The organism is Pseudomonas sp. Emmai, assembly GCF_055179735.1.
Genome location: NZ_CM143685.1, coordinates 2,743,617 through 2,757,665, shown reverse-complemented (window position 1 = coordinate 2,757,665; position 14,049 = coordinate 2,743,617). Strand labels below are relative to the sequence as shown.

Annotated in this window: 19 protein-coding genes; 7 read left to right on the top strand and 12 right to left on the bottom strand. The window is 62.2% G+C overall.

Translation table 11 applies throughout. From position 1 onward, the window contains the following. Positions 1-3: 3 nt before the first annotated feature. From sctS to ACY4LX_RS12610, 5 genes are all read left to right on the top strand, one after another. Positions 4-270: a type III secretion system export apparatus subunit SctS gene (gene sctS, locus ACY4LX_RS12630; RefSeq protein WP_123365535.1), complete on the top strand. Its 267-nt coding sequence runs from the start codon at positions 4-6 to the stop codon at positions 268-270. Continuing rightward, positions 270-1,064: a type III secretion system export apparatus subunit SctT gene (gene sctT, locus ACY4LX_RS12625; protein WP_149658851.1), complete on the top strand. Its 795-nt coding sequence runs from the start codon at positions 270-272 to the stop codon at positions 1,062-1,064. The genes sctS and sctT overlap by 1 nt, the downstream gene beginning before the upstream one ends. Beyond that, complete coding sequence (gene sctU / locus ACY4LX_RS12620; protein ID WP_463260090.1) at positions 1,061-2,137, top strand: type III secretion system export apparatus subunit SctU; 1,077 nt, start codon at positions 1,061-1,063, stop codon at positions 2,135-2,137. Before sctT ends, sctU begins: the two co-directional genes overlap by 4 nt. Positions 2,138-2,212: 75 nt before the next feature. Continuing rightward, complete coding sequence (locus ACY4LX_RS12615) at positions 2,213-3,139, top strand: CesT family type III secretion system chaperone (protein WP_463260089.1); 927 nt, start codon at positions 2,213-2,215, stop codon at positions 3,137-3,139. Further along, positions 3,130-4,617, top strand: coding sequence for a hypothetical protein (locus ACY4LX_RS12610; protein ID WP_463260088.1), 1,488 nt, complete (start codon positions 3,130-3,132; stop codon positions 4,615-4,617). The genes ACY4LX_RS12615 and ACY4LX_RS12610 overlap by 10 nt, the downstream gene beginning before the upstream one ends. Here ACY4LX_RS12610 and ACY4LX_RS12605 read toward each other — a convergent pair. From ACY4LX_RS12605 to ACY4LX_RS12550, 12 genes are all read right to left on the bottom strand, one after another. Then, entirely contained in the window at positions 4,611-4,970 is a 360-nt protein-coding gene (locus ACY4LX_RS12605) for a type III secretion protein HrpV (protein WP_149658855.1), read from the bottom strand. The genes ACY4LX_RS12610 and ACY4LX_RS12605 overlap by 7 nt on opposite strands. 5 nt (positions 4,971-4,975) lie before the next feature. Next, a complete protein-coding gene (hrpT, locus tag ACY4LX_RS12600) occupies positions 4,976-5,185 on the bottom strand; it encodes an HrpT family type III secretion system protein (RefSeq protein WP_149658856.1) in 210 nt (69 codons plus the stop codon). Further along, a complete protein-coding gene (gene sctC / locus ACY4LX_RS12595; RefSeq protein ID WP_149658857.1) occupies positions 5,182-7,251 on the bottom strand; it encodes a type III secretion system outer membrane ring subunit SctC in 2,070 nt (689 codons plus the stop codon). Before sctC ends, hrpT begins: the two co-directional genes overlap by 4 nt. Position 7,252: 1 nt before the next feature. Next, positions 7,253-7,684 (bottom strand): type III secretion protein, encoded by a 432-nt coding sequence (locus ACY4LX_RS12590; RefSeq protein WP_463260087.1) that lies wholly within the window; start codon positions 7,682-7,684, stop codon positions 7,253-7,255. Further along, complete coding sequence (locus tag ACY4LX_RS12585) at positions 7,671-7,895, bottom strand: type III secretion protein (protein WP_133836968.1); 225 nt, start codon at positions 7,893-7,895, stop codon at positions 7,671-7,673. The genes ACY4LX_RS12590 and ACY4LX_RS12585 overlap by 14 nt, the downstream gene beginning before the upstream one ends. A gap of 97 nt (positions 7,896-7,992) precedes the next feature. Beyond that, positions 7,993-8,568 (bottom strand): type III secretion system stator protein SctL, encoded by a 576-nt coding sequence (gene sctL, locus ACY4LX_RS12580; protein ID WP_463260086.1) that lies wholly within the window; start codon positions 8,566-8,568, stop codon positions 7,993-7,995. 22 nt (positions 8,569-8,590) lie between these two features. After that, a complete protein-coding gene (locus ACY4LX_RS12575) occupies positions 8,591-9,121 on the bottom strand; it encodes a type III secretion protein (RefSeq protein WP_463260085.1) in 531 nt (176 codons plus the stop codon). Continuing rightward, positions 9,118-9,921, bottom strand: a complete 804-nt coding sequence (gene sctJ, locus ACY4LX_RS12570) for a type III secretion system inner membrane ring lipoprotein SctJ (protein ID WP_463260084.1) — start codon at positions 9,919-9,921, stop codon at positions 9,118-9,120. Before sctJ ends, ACY4LX_RS12575 begins: the two co-directional genes overlap by 4 nt. Before the next feature lie 7 nt (positions 9,922-9,928). Beyond that, positions 9,929-10,288, bottom strand: a complete 360-nt coding sequence (gene sctI, locus ACY4LX_RS12565; RefSeq protein WP_463260083.1) for a type III secretion system inner rod subunit SctI — start codon at positions 10,286-10,288, stop codon at positions 9,929-9,931. Positions 10,289-10,344: 56 nt separating this feature from the next. Then, the gene (locus tag ACY4LX_RS12560; RefSeq protein WP_256672280.1) at positions 10,345-11,259 is read right to left on the bottom strand and encodes a harpin HrpZ family protein; all 915 of its coding nucleotides are present in this window, start codon (positions 11,257-11,259) and stop codon (positions 10,345-10,347) included. Between the two features lie 99 nt (positions 11,260-11,358). Then, the gene (locus ACY4LX_RS12555) at positions 11,359-11,688 is read right to left on the bottom strand and encodes a type III secretion system major pilin HrpA (RefSeq protein WP_133836963.1); all 330 of its coding nucleotides are present in this window, start codon (positions 11,686-11,688) and stop codon (positions 11,359-11,361) included. Positions 11,689-11,716: 28 nt separating this feature from the next. Further along, positions 11,717-12,700, bottom strand: coding sequence for a sigma 54-interacting transcriptional regulator (locus ACY4LX_RS12550; RefSeq protein ID WP_149658864.1), 984 nt, complete (start codon positions 12,698-12,700; stop codon positions 11,717-11,719). A gap of 795 nt (positions 12,701-13,495) precedes the next feature. Here ACY4LX_RS12550 and ACY4LX_RS12545 point away from each other — a divergent pair. After that, positions 13,496-13,654 (top strand): hypothetical protein, encoded by a 159-nt coding sequence (locus ACY4LX_RS12545; protein WP_463260082.1) that lies wholly within the window; start codon positions 13,496-13,498, stop codon positions 13,652-13,654. A 133-nt stretch (positions 13,655-13,787) separates the two neighbouring features. Then, positions 13,788-14,045, top strand: a complete 258-nt coding sequence (locus ACY4LX_RS12540; protein ID WP_149658865.1) for a DUF2790 domain-containing protein — start codon at positions 13,788-13,790, stop codon at positions 14,043-14,045. Positions 14,046-14,049: the final 4 nt, after the last annotated feature.

The window sequence follows — 14,049 nt, the reverse complement described above, 5'->3', positions numbered from 1 at the left end:
ACCGTGGAAGCATTGGCACTGTTCAAGCAAGGCATGTTCCTGGTGGTGATCCTCACCGCACCGACCCTCGGCGTCGCGGTGCTGGTCGGCGTACTGACGTCGCTGTTGCAGGCGCTGATGCAGATCCAGGACCAGACCCTGCCCTTCGGGATCAAACTGGCCGCCGTGGGCCTGACACTCGCCGCGACCGGGCGCTGGATTGGCGTGGAGCTGATCCAGTTCATCAACCTCTCGTTCGACCTGATTGCCCGCTCCGGCGGCGCCCATTGATGCCGTTCAACGCCGAACACCTGTTCGAGCTGATGCTCGGCATGGGCCTGGCCATCGCACGAATTCTGCCGTGCCTGATCCTGGTCCCGGCGTTCTGTTTCAAGCACATCAAAGGGCCACTGCGCTATGGCGTGACCTGCGCAATTTCCCTGGTGCCGGCGCCGAGCATCGGCCGGGTCCTGGCCCTGGAAAACGACAACTGGTACACCATCGTCGGCCTGCTGCTCAAGGAGTCGGTCCTGGGGGTGTTGCTGGGATTACTGCTGTACGCGCCATTCTGGATGTTCGCCACGGTCGGCGCGCTGCTCGACAGCCAGCGCGGCGCCCTGAGCGGTGGGCAGATGAACCCCTCGCTTGGGCCGGACGCCACGCCGTTGGGCGAATTGTTCCAGGAAACGTTGATCATGCTGGTGATTCTGTCCGGCGGTCTGTCGCTGATTACCCAGGTGATTTGGGACAGCTATGAAGTGTGGCCGCCCACCGTATGGTTGCCGGGGATGAATGCCCAGGGCCTGGATATTTTCCTCGGCCAATTGAACCTGACCCTGCAACACGCGCTGCTCTACGCCGCGCCGTTCATTGGCTTGCTGCTGTTGATCGAGGCCGCGTTCGCCATCGTCGGCTTGTACGCCCAGCAGCTGAATGTCTCGGTGCTGGCGATGCCGGCTAAAAGCATGGCCGGGCTGGCGTTCCTGCTGGTGTACATGCCAACCCTGCTGGAACTGGGCAACGGCCAATTGCAAAAGCTGCTGGATATCAAGTTTCTGCTCGGGCATCTGGTGCTGGTGCCATGAGCGAAAAAACCGAAAAGGCCACGCCCAAAAAACTGCGCGATGCCCGGGAGAAAGGCCAGGTCGGGCAAAGCCAGGACCTGAGCAAATTGCTGGTGCTGATGGTGGTCAGCGAGGTCTGCCTGGGCATGGCCGATCAAAGCGTGGAGAAGCTGGAATACCTGCTGACCCTGTCGTTGAAGCGCATGAACGAACCGTTCCTCAGCACCCTGACCGAGCTGATCGGCGAGGCCACCTGGGTGTTGATCACCTTCATTCTGCTGAGTGTCGGTATGGCCATGCTGATGCGCATGGCCGGCAGTTGGCTGCAGATCGGTTTCCTGTTCGCGCCCAAGGCGTTGAAAATCGACCTGGGCAAACTCAACCCCATCGGCCACCTCAAGCAGATGTTTTCCGGGCAGAACCTGACGACCCTGCTGCTGAGCATCCTCAAGGCCATCGCCATCGGCGCGACGCTGTACGTGTCGATCAAACCGGTGCTGGGCAAATTGATCCTGCTGGCGGACTCAGACCTGACCACTTACTGGCATGCACTGCTGACGCTGTTTCGCAGCATCCTGCGCACCACCCTCGGTCTGCTGCTGGTCCTGGCCCTGGTCGACTACGCGCTGCAAAAGTACTTCCACGCCAAGAAAATGCGCATGAGCCACGAGGACATCAAGAAGGAATACAAGGAGTCCGAGGGCGATCCCCACGTCAAGGGTCATCGTCGGCAACTGGCCCACGAACTGCTCAACGAAGAACCGACCACGCCGGCCAAACCGCTGGAAGACGCCGACCTGCTGCTGGTCAACCCGACGCACTTCGCGGTGGCGTTGTACTACCGGCCGGGCCAGACGCCGTTGCCGCTGATCCACTGCAAGGGCGAAGACGAAGACGCCCTGGCGCTGATCGAACGGGCGAAACGGGCGAAGATTCCGATCGTGCAGAGCGTGTGGCTGGCGCGCACCTTGTACAAGGTCCGGACCGGCCGCCATATCCCCCGCCCGACCCTGCTGGACGTGGCGCACATCTACCAGGTGATCCGCCAGCTCGACGAGATCACCGACGAAATCATTCAGCTCGAAGACCACTGATACAGAGCGGCGCGTTCACGAAACTGCAACGTTAAAAGGCTTCAATGGCCTTCAAAACTTTCGGCAGTGCAGCTCATGAATTCGTCGCCGCTTACGCCCATTCCCGATGCCGCCACACCCTGGTTATTGAACGCCGCCAAACACCTTGGCGTGGCGCCGCCACTGTCCCGGGATTTCGCCCGCAGCGGCGAGTTGCAACTGCCGGGACTGACGCTGCAACTGATCCTTTGGCAAACCGAACCTTTCGCGCAGTGGATCGTGTTGGCACAACTGCCGCGCCCCGAAACCCTGACCCCGTTGCAGTGGAACGAATTGCTGCTGCGGGCCAACTGCGCGATCAGCGCCATGAGCGCTTGCACCGCCGCGCTGGACGAACGCGGGCATGGCTTGCTGGTCAAGCGCCTGGGGTATCAGGCGTACGCGGATCACGCGGGCCTGGCCGTCGAACTCGACCAGATGATCGCCGTGGCGGAAAGCCTGGTCGCGGGGGCCACCGCGCTGACTTCAGGGCCGGCCCGCGCCGAAACAACGCCAGGTCCGGCCCCCGCGTCGAACCCGACCACGGCCCCAGCGGCCAAAGCGGCGATGGACCAGCATTGGCATCGGCCCCTGCTGATTCAGGTAATGCAGCAACTGGGCATCGCCGCCCCGCCCGAGGCCCAGATTCAGACCGTCGGGGTGATCCAGCTCGGCGCCCGGTCGTTCGAAGTGATCGCCGATGGCGACCAGCGCCACCTGCTGGTCAGCACGCTCATCGACGCCCCACTGCGCAATGCCGCTCAACGTGAACTAGCCTTACGCGCCAACCTGCAATTATTGCTGCTAAGCGGTTGCGCCGTGGCCCTCGCGCCCCAGGGCAGTTGCCTGCAAGCCCGCTGGGATTGCCAAGGGCTGGACGGCGAGGCCTTCGCCGACTGGCTGCTGGATGTTGCCCGACTGGCCGACAGTTTCGTCGCGCCTTCGCCCGCCGCGCTACCCAAGAGGAATCCGGCATGGACATGAGACCCGCAGCACCCGGCATCGCCCCGGCCCCGCCCACGCGCCTCGAACTGCAACCCCTGGGCCGCGACCGTACCCCGGCGGATCTTGAGCGCGGGCAGACACCGCCGCCCCCGCCCGGCTTCACCGCCCGGGCGGCACAAGCGGCGATGAGCCTGGGCCAGACGTTCCACCGCAGTTACCTGTCGCCGGCCTATGCCAGCGTCAGCAGCGCCGGGGGCGCGGCGCGCGATCAACTCAAGAGCGGCGCGATCCAGGCCTGGAGTGACAGCGCGGCGAATTTGCCGTCCGGTCGCACCACGCTGGCGGCGGCCGGCCAGACCCTGCAACAGATGGCCACGTGCGGCTTGCCGACTTACGTGCGCGAAGTCGCGTTCATGCACGCCTACAGTGCGTTGGCCGATGGCCTGGCGGAAAAAAGCCCTGGCGGTGCCCTGGTGCTGCAAGCGGCGATTTCCCTGGCCTCGATTGCCACTCAGGTCTACGTGCGCCAACCGCGCCTGGAGCGTCTGGGCGCCGAATCGAACGTCGCCGTGCGCGGCCACTTCGCCCTGAGCGAAACGAGATGGAATGGCCTGACACCCGACAAACAAGGCGCCCTGCGCACGCAGATGCAGCGCGATTCGCGCAACGTCACCCGCAATCAGGTGGCCGCCGAAGCGATCTACCTGGGCCTCGGCGCACTCGGTGCCGCGCGCGGTGACGGCGCCTTGAGCGCACGGATTCTCTCGACCCAGCTGCGCAACGTGATCTACGCCGTGTCGCGCGAAGCCATGCAGGCCAGCCTGAGCATGACCGGCAAGCACGACGACACCAAGACCCACGGGGTCAATCAGGACAACATGGCCCTGCTCGGCTGGGCCTATGGCGCGATGACCCTGACCATGGGCTTCGTCCAGGATTCGGTCAGCCCGCAGACCTTGCCGCCGGGGCAAACCCTGTCGAGCCCGGCATTGAACGGCGCCGATCAGTTGCCGCTGCGGGGTGAAGCGCTGGCCCAATCGATCCAGACCCTGGCCGGCACCCGCGCGGCGTTCAACACCGTGATCGCGATCATGGACAACCACCTGCAAAAGCATTTCGACACGCGCCAGGCCGGCACCACGCAACAATTCGAAGCGAGCCTGCCGCTCAAGGATTACGGGCGGATACTCGATCAGTCCCCGGCGCGCGTGGCCTGGACCAGCCTGGCCAGCGCGATCAACATGGCCATGGGCGAAGTCACCCGCGGCAATACCTCGACGGCCCTCGGCAGTTTCCTCGGCAACGCCGGCACCGCCGCAGCCATGGGCCTGGCTTATCGCACCATGAACCAGACGTTCCAGGCCCACGGCAGCGTGCGCAAGGCTATCGACAACCCGCCGGCGCAGACACCGGCCGTCGTCGCCCAACCGGGCCTCGAACCTCAGGGCAGTGCCGTGATCAATCGCCGGGCCAATGCCGTGCGCGCGCGCATAGAGAACGCGCAGGACGCTCAGTGAGGGCCATCGCCCAAGTGATCGAGCCCCGCCAGCAGTAATTGATGCTGGCGGATATCGTCCAGGGACACGTGGCTGCCCGGCCCCATCGGCGTGGCGTGCCACACCACGAAGTCGCGCTGGGAATCGAGGAACAGAAAGTAGTCGGGAAACAGGTGCGACTGGGTGAAGCGCCGCTCCAGCGCGGTGCGCAGTTGCTGGGGTTTCAACGAACGGCTTTCGATGTGCAAGGCGATGCCCCAGTCCTGGTGTTCGCGGCGACTGACGAACGAAATGCCCGCCGCGACCGGCCAGACTGCGGCCCTTTCGGCGGCGACTTGGGCGTAGAACGCCGACTTCTCTGAAACTCGGATCATAGCCTTCAATCCCTTAATGGCACGACGGTGAAGTCGAGCGTGCGCTCACGCGCTTCGAGGCCCTGGCGCATGTCCGCCGGCCACCAGATCACCAGTTCACGATCGTTGGAGTCGGGCCGGTCGCACGCCTCGGCCATACACCCGGAACCCGAGCCCGCGCAGCCGGCCAACAGCGCGCACAACACCAGCAACGCCCCACATAAAACCTGGTTCATGGTGTCGTTCCCTTGAGTAGCGAGGCGCGCGCCTGGGCGTTGGCCGTGAGTGATTTGGGTTGGCGCACGGCAATGAACACCTCGCTTTCCTCCCCCGGTTGCAACCAGGCCTTGGGCCAAGCACTGACGCCCAATACCCAGCGCCCGCCGCAGGTGCTTTCGTCGATGCGCTGGGGTTTGTCGCTGGTGTTGCGCGCCACCACCACCGCCACGCCCCATTGTTTTTGCGTGTACCACTGGGCGCGTTCGCCATCGATGGCCACGCCCGAATTCGAGTCGCACAAAGTGTTGGGAATGAACGGCAATTGATCGCTGCTGGTGAACCCGGCCGGGGCGATGCCATCGAGCAATTGGGTGAAGGCTTTCTGCACATCGATGCGTGTCGGTTGCGCGCCGTCACGTCGACTATTGATGCGTTTGGACGCCGCATCCACGTCGTCCGGGTTGCCGTTTTCAACGTAGCGCGACGGGTCGACCTGATCGCCAATCAGGCGTGGTGTGAGGATAAACAGCCGCTCACGTTTGCTGGTGCGGTGGCTGCTGGAGGTGAACAGCAATTTGCCGATCAGCGGAATGGCGCTGAGGTAAGGAATCTTGCGCACCTTGTCGTCGGACTCCAGCACATGGAAACCGCCGACCACCAGCGAACCATGCTCGGCGATCACCGCTTGGGTGCTGACATTGCCTTTGCGCACGCTCGGTTGCGAGGGGTTGAGTTCCGAGGCGTCGATCTGCCCGTCTTCGATGTCGAGGATCAGTTGCACCTGGGATTTGCCTTCGTGGGTCAGCGAGCGCGGAATCACCTGCAAACTGGTGCCGGCGGTGATCGGCTGGATATCAGCGACCCGTTCGCCGGTGGCGGTCAGGTATTCGGTGCGACTGAAGTCGATCACCGCCGGTTGGTTTTCCAGGGTCAGGATCGACGGGTTGCCCACCACCGTCGCCGAGCCCTTGCCTTCCAGCGCATGAATGGCCAGGGCAAATCGACCGGAGTTCTCCACCGACAGGGTCGAACTGGAACCGGAATCGAGCAGCGAGGCACTGACGTTGGTGCCGCCGGCCCAGATGTTCCAGCTGCTGGACAGTTCAGCCAGGTCTTCGCGGTTGATGTCGAGAATTACCGCATCGATCTCGATCAGGTTGCGCGGTTGATCGAGCTGTTTGACCAGCTTCTGATACAACGCCTTGCGCTTGGGCAAGTCATAGATCAGCACCGCGTTGTTGCGCACATCGGCGCTGACGCGGATCCGCGACTTGCTGCCCCCGGCGCCTTTGCCTTTCTTCGAACCGGTGTTGGCCAGCACCTGGTCCAGGCCTTTTTGCAGGTTGTCGGTGTCGAGCCCGCCGAGCAGCGTCGAACCGCCGCCGTAGGGACTGCCACCGGCGCCCAGCCCGGCGCCCTGAAGCAGGTTGACGCCGTTGATCGAGTCCCCCCGGGAGCGGGTTTCGAGCAAGTCCTGCAGAATGCTCGCCACCCCGGCCACCGTCAGTTGCTGGTCGCGATAGCGAATGGTGCGGTCGGCGGCGTTGGCGTACTTCAACGGCAGCACGACGATGTCTTGCTTCTCGTCCGGGGTGTCGACTTTCTTGCTGTAGTCGCGGACAAAATTGACGTACTTCGCCGGCCCGCGCACCAGCACCACGCCTTCGTCGGGCAAGGCGCCCCAGCCGAATCGCGAATCCAGCAGACCGACGTCGGTCAGGGCGCTCTTGAGGTCATCCACGGCATCCGGCGACACTTCAATGCGCGCCGAGGTCTGCTCACTGGTCGGGCTGATGTAGAGCGTCTCGTTGTAGACGAACCACTGGAAGTGATGTTCCTGGCTCAATCGTTCCAGAAACGCCTGGGGGTTTGGCGCCTTGATGCGGCCGTCGACGATGCCGTCCACCGGCTCCATTTCAAAGCCCAGGCCAAACTCCTTGGCGAAGTCGGCCAGCGCCGTCGCCAGGTCTGCCTGACTCGCATCATAGGCGTACGCCGTGTGTTTCCAGGCCGGCGGCACGGCGGCGAAGGCCGAGGCACTCATCCAGATCAATAGCCAAGGCAACCACTTAAAGGCCTTCATTTCACGCTCCGGGTTGCCAGGTGTTGAGGGTCGAACGGGGCAGCGCGGCGTTCGCCAGGCTGCCCAAAGAATGCTGTAACAGGCTGAGCATCGCGGCGCGCTGATTGGCCAGGTGTTCCAGGCGTTGCAGCAACACCGGGGCGGCACAGGGCGGCGCCTGCCAACAGACCAGCACCAGGCAGTGACTGTCGGGGTCCATCGCCAGCGCGCCTTCGCAGTGGCAAGCCACACCGGCGCTGCTCTGGATCAGCAGCGCGGTCAGGCGATCGGGGTCGGCGGCGTCGTACGGGTCCAGCACGTCGATGCTGCAACGCACGCCGTCTTCGCAGCGGGCGAGTCGGGCGTTGGCCTCGTCGATCCAACAGTCCAGCGGTGCGCCAGAACCTTGCTCGCACCACTGGCTGATCACCGCAACGAAGTCATTGAATTCCATCGATGATCGCTTTCGTCAAACCATGCTGGGCGCGCAGGCCTTCGCTCAACACCGAGGTCGCGGTGGCCATTTTCTGCGACGCGTCGCTGAACGCCATCATGTCTTCGGGTGAGCCACTGTCCGCGGCGTCGAGGGCCGCTTCGTCTGTGTTGGTCTGGCTGTTGCTGAACGAATGGTCGAGGCGATGCTGCAAGGCTTTGAAACTGATCATGAAGAGTGCTCCACGGAAAGGGTCGCCAGTGAGTGGAGCAAAACCGTCAGCCGGTTCCACTTTTTGCAGCAGAGGGAGAAATGAGGCTGGCGCCGGGTCAGTCGCCCAGCCCCAACAGGCAGCGGACCAACCCGGCCCAATCGAGGTCGAATTCCCCGACGTCGCTGCTCAGGCGCAGGGTCTGGGGCGGCATCGAGGCGTCTTCGCGCAACTGCCACAGCGCGGCGAAACGACCTCCCGCGAGCCAGGTCTGTACGTCGGCGAATAACGCAGGGGGACAACTGAGGGTCGCGGTGCAGGCCTCGCTCTGGCTGGTCGCCAGATGCTTGAGCAGCGCGTGTCCGCGCTCGATGACACTGGCGTCATCGAACAACCGGGTCAGCGTCAGCGTGAGCAGGGCCTCGGCCGATTCCACCGCCGAACGTTGCAAGGCCTGGCGTTGGTCTTCCACGGTTTGCAGAAAGGCATTGGCCTGTTCCCAGAACTGCCCCGTCGCCTGATCGAGAGAACGCTGGCACTGGCCTTGAGCCTCGGCGATCAACGCCTCGGCCTCGGCCTGTGCGCCGAGCAGCAAGTCACTGGCCCGTTGCGCATCCGCGAGGTCTTCGCGACGCAGGATCGGTTCGCGCAGCAAGGCCTCGGTGCCCAGGGACAAGCGTCGTCGAACCAGCATCAGCGCGGTACTCGGTGGAGGTTCATGGCGTCGAGACGCGCCACAACACGGCGCGCCACAAGGTATCGAGTTTGTTCGGCGGCAGGTCCGTGGCGAGTTCCCCGACCTCCCCCGGGGCCCATCCCAGGCGCAAGCGCGGCCAGATCGCCGGGCCCAGCCAGGCGCCGAGCAGCGGGCGCATGTCGGTTTGTTGCGGGTCGGCCCAAAGCCCCGGGCGCAGGGCCTTGGCCAGGCTGCGACACCAGGCATCGTGGCGCGCGGCTACGGTGATTTCGGCGGGCAGCGGCGCGCAACAGATCGATCGGGCGAGGGCCAGCGCTTGTTGACGTTGCTCCGGGCTCAGCGCCAGCCACGACAGCACATCGACGTCCGGTTCGGGCGGTTGGCTGGGGCGCACGCCGAGGCTGGCGAGTAAATCCGCCTGCCGACTGCGCGTCACGGCGGCGCACGCCTCGGGTTCCAGGCCCTGCCCCGCGAGCATCTGCGCGTGCCAGCCCGGATGCGCCCAACGCCAGGTGCAACACCACCAGTTCACCCAGTCGCTCGCGGTCATAGGTTTGCCGGTAACGTCGAATCGCTGCGCCGGCCGGGCCACACCCGGGCGAACAAGGCCACGCGCCAGTCACGACGCAACGCCAGGGTCAGCGCGGCCAGTAGTAACAACAAGCTGATCGGGATCGCCATGGCCATGACGTGCCAGAAACCGACGTCCGGGCTGTCGATCAGGAACGGGCCGAAACGCACCAGGTTTTCCTTGTCCTGAAACTCCACGGAGGGCACGAAGACAATCGCGAATTTTTTCGAGTTGGCCGCTTCCTGGGACATCCCCGGAATGCTGCTCGCGACCATTTGCTGGATGCGCCCACGCACGCTGTCCGGATCCAGCGCCGCCGTGTGCTTGATAAACACCGCCGCCGACGCCGGTTGCACCGGTTCGCCCGGCGCAATGCGTTCCGGCAACACCACGTGGACCCGCGCGACAATCACGCCGTCGATCTGCGACAGGGTCGATTCCAGCTCCTGGGACAAGGCGTAGATGTAGCGCGCCCGTTCCTCCAGCGGTGTGGAAATCACCCCTTCCTTCTTGAAGATTTCACCGAGGCTGGTGCGCGACCGTCGAGGCAGGCCGGCGGCTTCAAGCACGCGCACGGCGCGATTGATGTCGCGGGCGGCGACGATGATGGTCACGCCGGTTTTCTGCATCTGCTTGCGGGCGTCGATGTGCTGGTCGGCAAGCTTGGCGATGACGTCGTTGGAGTCCGGCTCCGAGAGGCCGCCGAACAGTTCCGTGTCATCGCTGCAACCGCTGAGCAACAGCAGGCACAGCAACACAATCGGGGCAAAGAATTTCACGCGGGGCCTACTGCATGTTGGTCAATTTATCGAGCGCCTGGGCGCTCTTGCTCACCACTTTGGTGGTGATCGCCATTTGCAGCGAGTACTGGGACAGCGAGCGGCTCATCTTGACCATGTCCATCGGATCGGCCGAGCCGGCGGCGGTTTTCATCGAGCGCAACGCCTGCTGCGACAGCTGTTCCTGGGACTGGAGGCGCTCGGACAACGCGCCCATCACACCGTCGGCCATATGCCCCGCCGGGGCGGCCTCGTTGCGCATGGCGCCATTGAATAAGTCGACATCCGCCTGCGCAGGTCCGGAAACCAGGCCTGGGTCATGCTCGACCGGGACGCCCTTGGGTGCATTGATGGGGGAAAGACTCATGGGCGTTCTCCGGCAGACGGTGTCGAGGGGTGCGATGGATCACGGCAATCCTGGGATCAGGAAACGCCCGCGCTCATCACGTCGAGGATGTTTTGCGCCGCTTCAGCGGCCGAACTTTTCAGGCTGTGTTGTTGCAACTGCGGGCTCAAGCCGTTCTGCGCGAGGCTATCAGCGCCGCCCTCCGCGCCTTTGCCACCGGCCATCCCCAGGCCCATTTCCAGGCCTTGCTTGAAGATGTCCATCGGGTTGCTGCTGCCCAACAGTTGCGACAGATCGTTGGATTGGCCGCCCGAGGACGCATCGTTGGCCGACGGTTCCTGTTGCGGGCTGCCCAAGCCGCCATTGCCCTGGGACGCTTGCGAGCCCTGGGCGCCACCGGCACCCATCTGCTGGGAAATCTGCTCCAGCGCCGCGCGGAATTTCGAGGTTTCACCCTTGTCGAGGAAGTTGTCCTTGCCGCCGCCCTCGTCGAGTTCCTTGCTCCAGGACCCGGAATCCGGCGCACCGAACTCGGCCTTGTTCTGGTCCATGAAATTGGCGACCTGTTGCAGAATCGGCTTGTCGGCCTGGGAAAAAGTCGAGCCTTCACCCTTGTCGGTCAGCGCATTGTCCAGCGATGACTTGCCCAGACCTTGCAGGGTCTTGGACATCAAATCCTGCCCACCCTGGCCCTGGCCCTTGCCACCAATGCCGGCATCCGCCGAGGCGCCGAAATTGCTGCCCAGTTTGTCCTTGATCAGATCGCCCAACGCTTTCTTGACGGCGTTCTCTTCACCGCCCTTCCCCCCGGCCAAGGCCATGAACGGGTTCTCTTTTTTAAGTTGTTGTTCAACCATCTTGCCCAAGGGCGAATCGGTATTGAGGTGGCCGCCAGACATCAGCGAACTGCTTAACTTGTCGACCACCCCTTTCATGGAATTAAGTGATTCGGAGGCCACGGAAGTTAGGGTCGCCGGAAGAGCGCCGCCCATTTTCAGAAGCGAACTGGCACCTGCTGCTAGAGGATTTAACATGGAAGATTCTCGCTAACGATCAAAAGCCCTCTGCGCAAACAGAGGGCATAGGGATGATTAATAGCTGATGCCTTTCGCACTTTGTGCGACGTTGGAAATTTGCTTGTTGGACGCGTCCGTCTGCGCGGAACTGATGGCCTGAAGTGTGTTGCGCTGTTCGGTTTGCATGGCCGCCTGGCCTTGCATGGTGATATTGCGGGCCGATTGCTCGTCCTGCATCTGCATCATTTTCATTTGTGCGTCGGCTGCTTTACCGCCGCCGGACATGTCGGCGGCTGCCGATTGGTTTTGTGCGTTGCCTTTAACCGAGTTCGCGGTCTCTTTAACTGAGTTGAAACCATTTACTGCAGTATTCGCAACGCCACCTACTCCACCCATACCAGCCATAGTCTTAACTCCACAATGAACACCCGCATCAGTGCGAGATATCCATGAGTGGAGCCGTGACGGATTTGGGTTCCACTTTTTTTTCCAGGGCATCGTGTTTGAGGAAGATATCCAGCGACTTGATGCGGTGATAAAGCGTGCGCCGGGGCACGCCCAATTCCATGCTCACCGCGTCGACGGACTGACCGTGGCGCTTGAGCGCCTCCTGGATCAGGATGCGTTCGATGACCCGCATCTGGGCCTTGAGGGTCTGGCTCTCCGGGTCTTCACCGGGACCGCCGCCGAGCAATGGAAAACCCAGCACGAAACGCTTGGCCGCCGACTTCAATTCACGAATGTTGCCGGGCCAGGAGTGGCTGAGCAGCACTTGGGTCAGCGCCGCGCCCAGCGCCTTGTGACCTCGCCCCAGGTCGCGGGCGGCGGCGTTGGAAAATTGGGAAAACAGCGGAATGATCTGGTCGCGACGTTCGCGCAATGCCGGCAACTGGATGGTCAGCACGTTGAGGCGAAAATACAGGTCGCGGCGAAACAGGCCTTGCTCGACCATTTCGTCCAGCGGCCGTTGGGCCGAGGCGATCACGCATAACTCCAGGGGAATGACCGTGGTCGAGCCGAGTCGCTCGATGGCCCGGACCTCCAGCACCCGCAGCAGTTTGGCCTGGAGATTGAGCGGCATGCTGTCGATCTCGTCGAGGTACAGCGTGCCGCCTTGCGCCGCTTCGATGTAGCCCATCCGCGAACGACTGGCCCCGGTGAACGCGCCGCTGACCACCCCGAACAACTCGCTTTCGGCCAGCGACTCCGGAATCGCCGCGCAATTCATCGCCACAAACCCGCCCTTGCGCTCCGACAACACGTGAATGCGTTGCGCCAGGGTGTCCTTGCCAGTGCCGGTTTCCCCCGACAGCAGCAGATCGATGCCCAGCGGCGAGGTGCTTTGCGCAATGATTTTTATGTCGGGGAGGTCGTTATCGCAGTCAAGCTCACAATCAAAGTAATCGTACACACTCATCTACGATCTCCAGATCGGTTTCCCTCAAGTTATGCCCCCGTCCATAGGCTCTGATCGTTGCCTTTGTACCGCTTGGTGACTTTAAGGGTTTATGACCCCTGCTATCGACCACGCAGCCAATTGCTTCCACGGGCGACACTTCATCCCCGGCACAACTTGCCGAGCAAATAAATAAAGCAATTATTCTAATTATTGGAAGAGTGCAAACAATTCAGCAAGTTACTGCAGGGCCGTCGTCAGAAGTTGACGACACCATTGAATAAGGCGCGATTATCCAACAACCGTTAATACAGTACTGACGCGTAGAGTAATGCGGGTGAAACCGGTTACAGCTGCACTATTGTGGTGTTAAAGCACCCTAATGAAGCACAGCCAAATATCACCGACGCAGCAATACCAAACGAGCTTACTTAAACTTGATTTCAATGATCTGACGGATCATCAGCGCTGTTTGCCAATGAACAAAACCGCCGGTCTAATTTTCGGAAGTGAACATGAGCATACATTCGAAGTTATACATGTCAACTGTATTCTCAAAGTCTTGCTCCTCTGTACGAGTTGTTTTCTTCCTTGAGGAATTTCCGGCTCGAGGCCGATTTAAATCCCTCGGAAGAGAGACAAGCATTTCCCGGAAAGTTCCCGGTGAATGTTGATTCAATCAAAGTATCGAATTGCCACTGCGCGATTGTGTGACGCAACGCACGCTGACCAGCCCCCGGCCTGCTTACGTTGCCGAGTGATCGCGAGGCACAGGGAAAACTTTTTGAGTCTTACGCAAATTTTCGATGGAACCGAATGGCCTCGATTGACCACTCAGCGCCGCCCGCACCCCGAGTGCCGGCGAAGATTTCGGGTGCGACCACCATCGAGTTGCCCTCGAGCCATTTGTCGCGGATGTCCCACTCGAAAGAAATCGCCGACTTGATCCTCGAAGCCTCCGGCCGCCAGCCGTAATCCCGGGCCGATTTGCATTACAACTTTGTCATTCAACTGTTGGTCGGCTGTCCGGATCGCCTCGTTAACCTGAGCTCACTGCCCAGCCAACTGACGGCAGCCACCTTCACCCGGATTCAGAGAGAGTCTCATCATGAAAATGTTAATCCTCGGTTTCGCCGCCCTCCTCGCCACCGGTTCGGCGTTTGCCGACACCCAGCCACAGGCCGCGGTGATTCATGACAAGACCGGTTTCTTCGTGCATATGGACGTCGCTAAAGTCCTGTCCACCACCGACATCTCACAACAGTGCGGCATTATTCCTGCACGGCTGGACTACCTGGACCACAAAGGCCAGGAGCATGTGCTGGATTACCAGGTGGAAGGGTCCGGTTGCACCAATGACAATTGAGTGT

Coding starts and splice junctions, on each gene's coding strand:
- sctT (WP_149658851.1), top strand. CDS start 270: ATGCCGTTCAACGCCGAACACCTGTTCGAGCTGATGCTCGGCATGGGC.
- sctU (WP_463260090.1), top strand. CDS start 1,061: ATGAGCGAAAAAACCGAAAAGGCCACGCCCAAAAAACTGCGCGATGCC.
- ACY4LX_RS12615 (WP_463260089.1), top strand. CDS start 2,213: ATGAATTCGTCGCCGCTTACGCCCATTCCCGATGCCGCCACACCCTGG.
- ACY4LX_RS12610 (WP_463260088.1), top strand. CDS start 3,130: ATGGACATGAGACCCGCAGCACCCGGCATCGCCCCGGCCCCGCCCACG.
- ACY4LX_RS12605 (WP_149658855.1), bottom strand. CDS start 4,970: ATGATCCGAGTTTCAGAGAAGTCGGCGTTCTACGCCCAAGTCGCCGCC.
- hrpT (WP_149658856.1), bottom strand. CDS start 5,185: ATGAACCAGGTTTTATGTGGGGCGTTGCTGGTGTTGTGCGCGCTGTTG.
- sctC (WP_149658857.1), bottom strand. CDS start 7,251: ATGAAGGCCTTTAAGTGGTTGCCTTGGCTATTGATCTGGATGAGTGCC.
- ACY4LX_RS12590 (WP_463260087.1), bottom strand. CDS start 7,684: ATGGAATTCAATGACTTCGTTGCGGTGATCAGCCAGTGGTGCGAGCAA.
- ACY4LX_RS12585 (WP_133836968.1), bottom strand. CDS start 7,895: ATGATCAGTTTCAAAGCCTTGCAGCATCGCCTCGACCATTCGTTCAGC.
- sctL (WP_463260086.1), bottom strand. CDS start 8,568: ATGCTGGTTCGACGACGCTTGTCCCTGGGCACCGAGGCCTTGCTGCGC.
- ACY4LX_RS12575 (WP_463260085.1), bottom strand. CDS start 9,121: ATGACCGCGAGCGACTGGGTGAACTGGTGGTGTTGCACCTGGCGTTGG.
- sctI (WP_463260083.1), bottom strand. CDS start 10,288: ATGAGTCTTTCCCCCATCAATGCACCCAAGGGCGTCCCGGTCGAGCAT.
- ACY4LX_RS12560 (WP_256672280.1), bottom strand. CDS start 11,259: ATGGGCGGCGCTCTTCCGGCGACCCTAACTTCCGTGGCCTCCGAATCA.
- ACY4LX_RS12555 (WP_133836963.1), bottom strand. CDS start 11,688: ATGGCTGGTATGGGTGGAGTAGGTGGCGTTGCGAATACTGCAGTAAAT.
- ACY4LX_RS12550 (WP_149658864.1), bottom strand. CDS start 12,700: ATGAGTGTGTACGATTACTTTGATTGTGAGCTTGACTGCGATAACGAC.
- ACY4LX_RS12545 (WP_463260082.1), top strand. CDS start 13,496: ATGGCCTCGATTGACCACTCAGCGCCGCCCGCACCCCGAGTGCCGGCG.
- ACY4LX_RS12540 (WP_149658865.1), top strand. CDS start 13,788: ATGAAAATGTTAATCCTCGGTTTCGCCGCCCTCCTCGCCACCGGTTCG.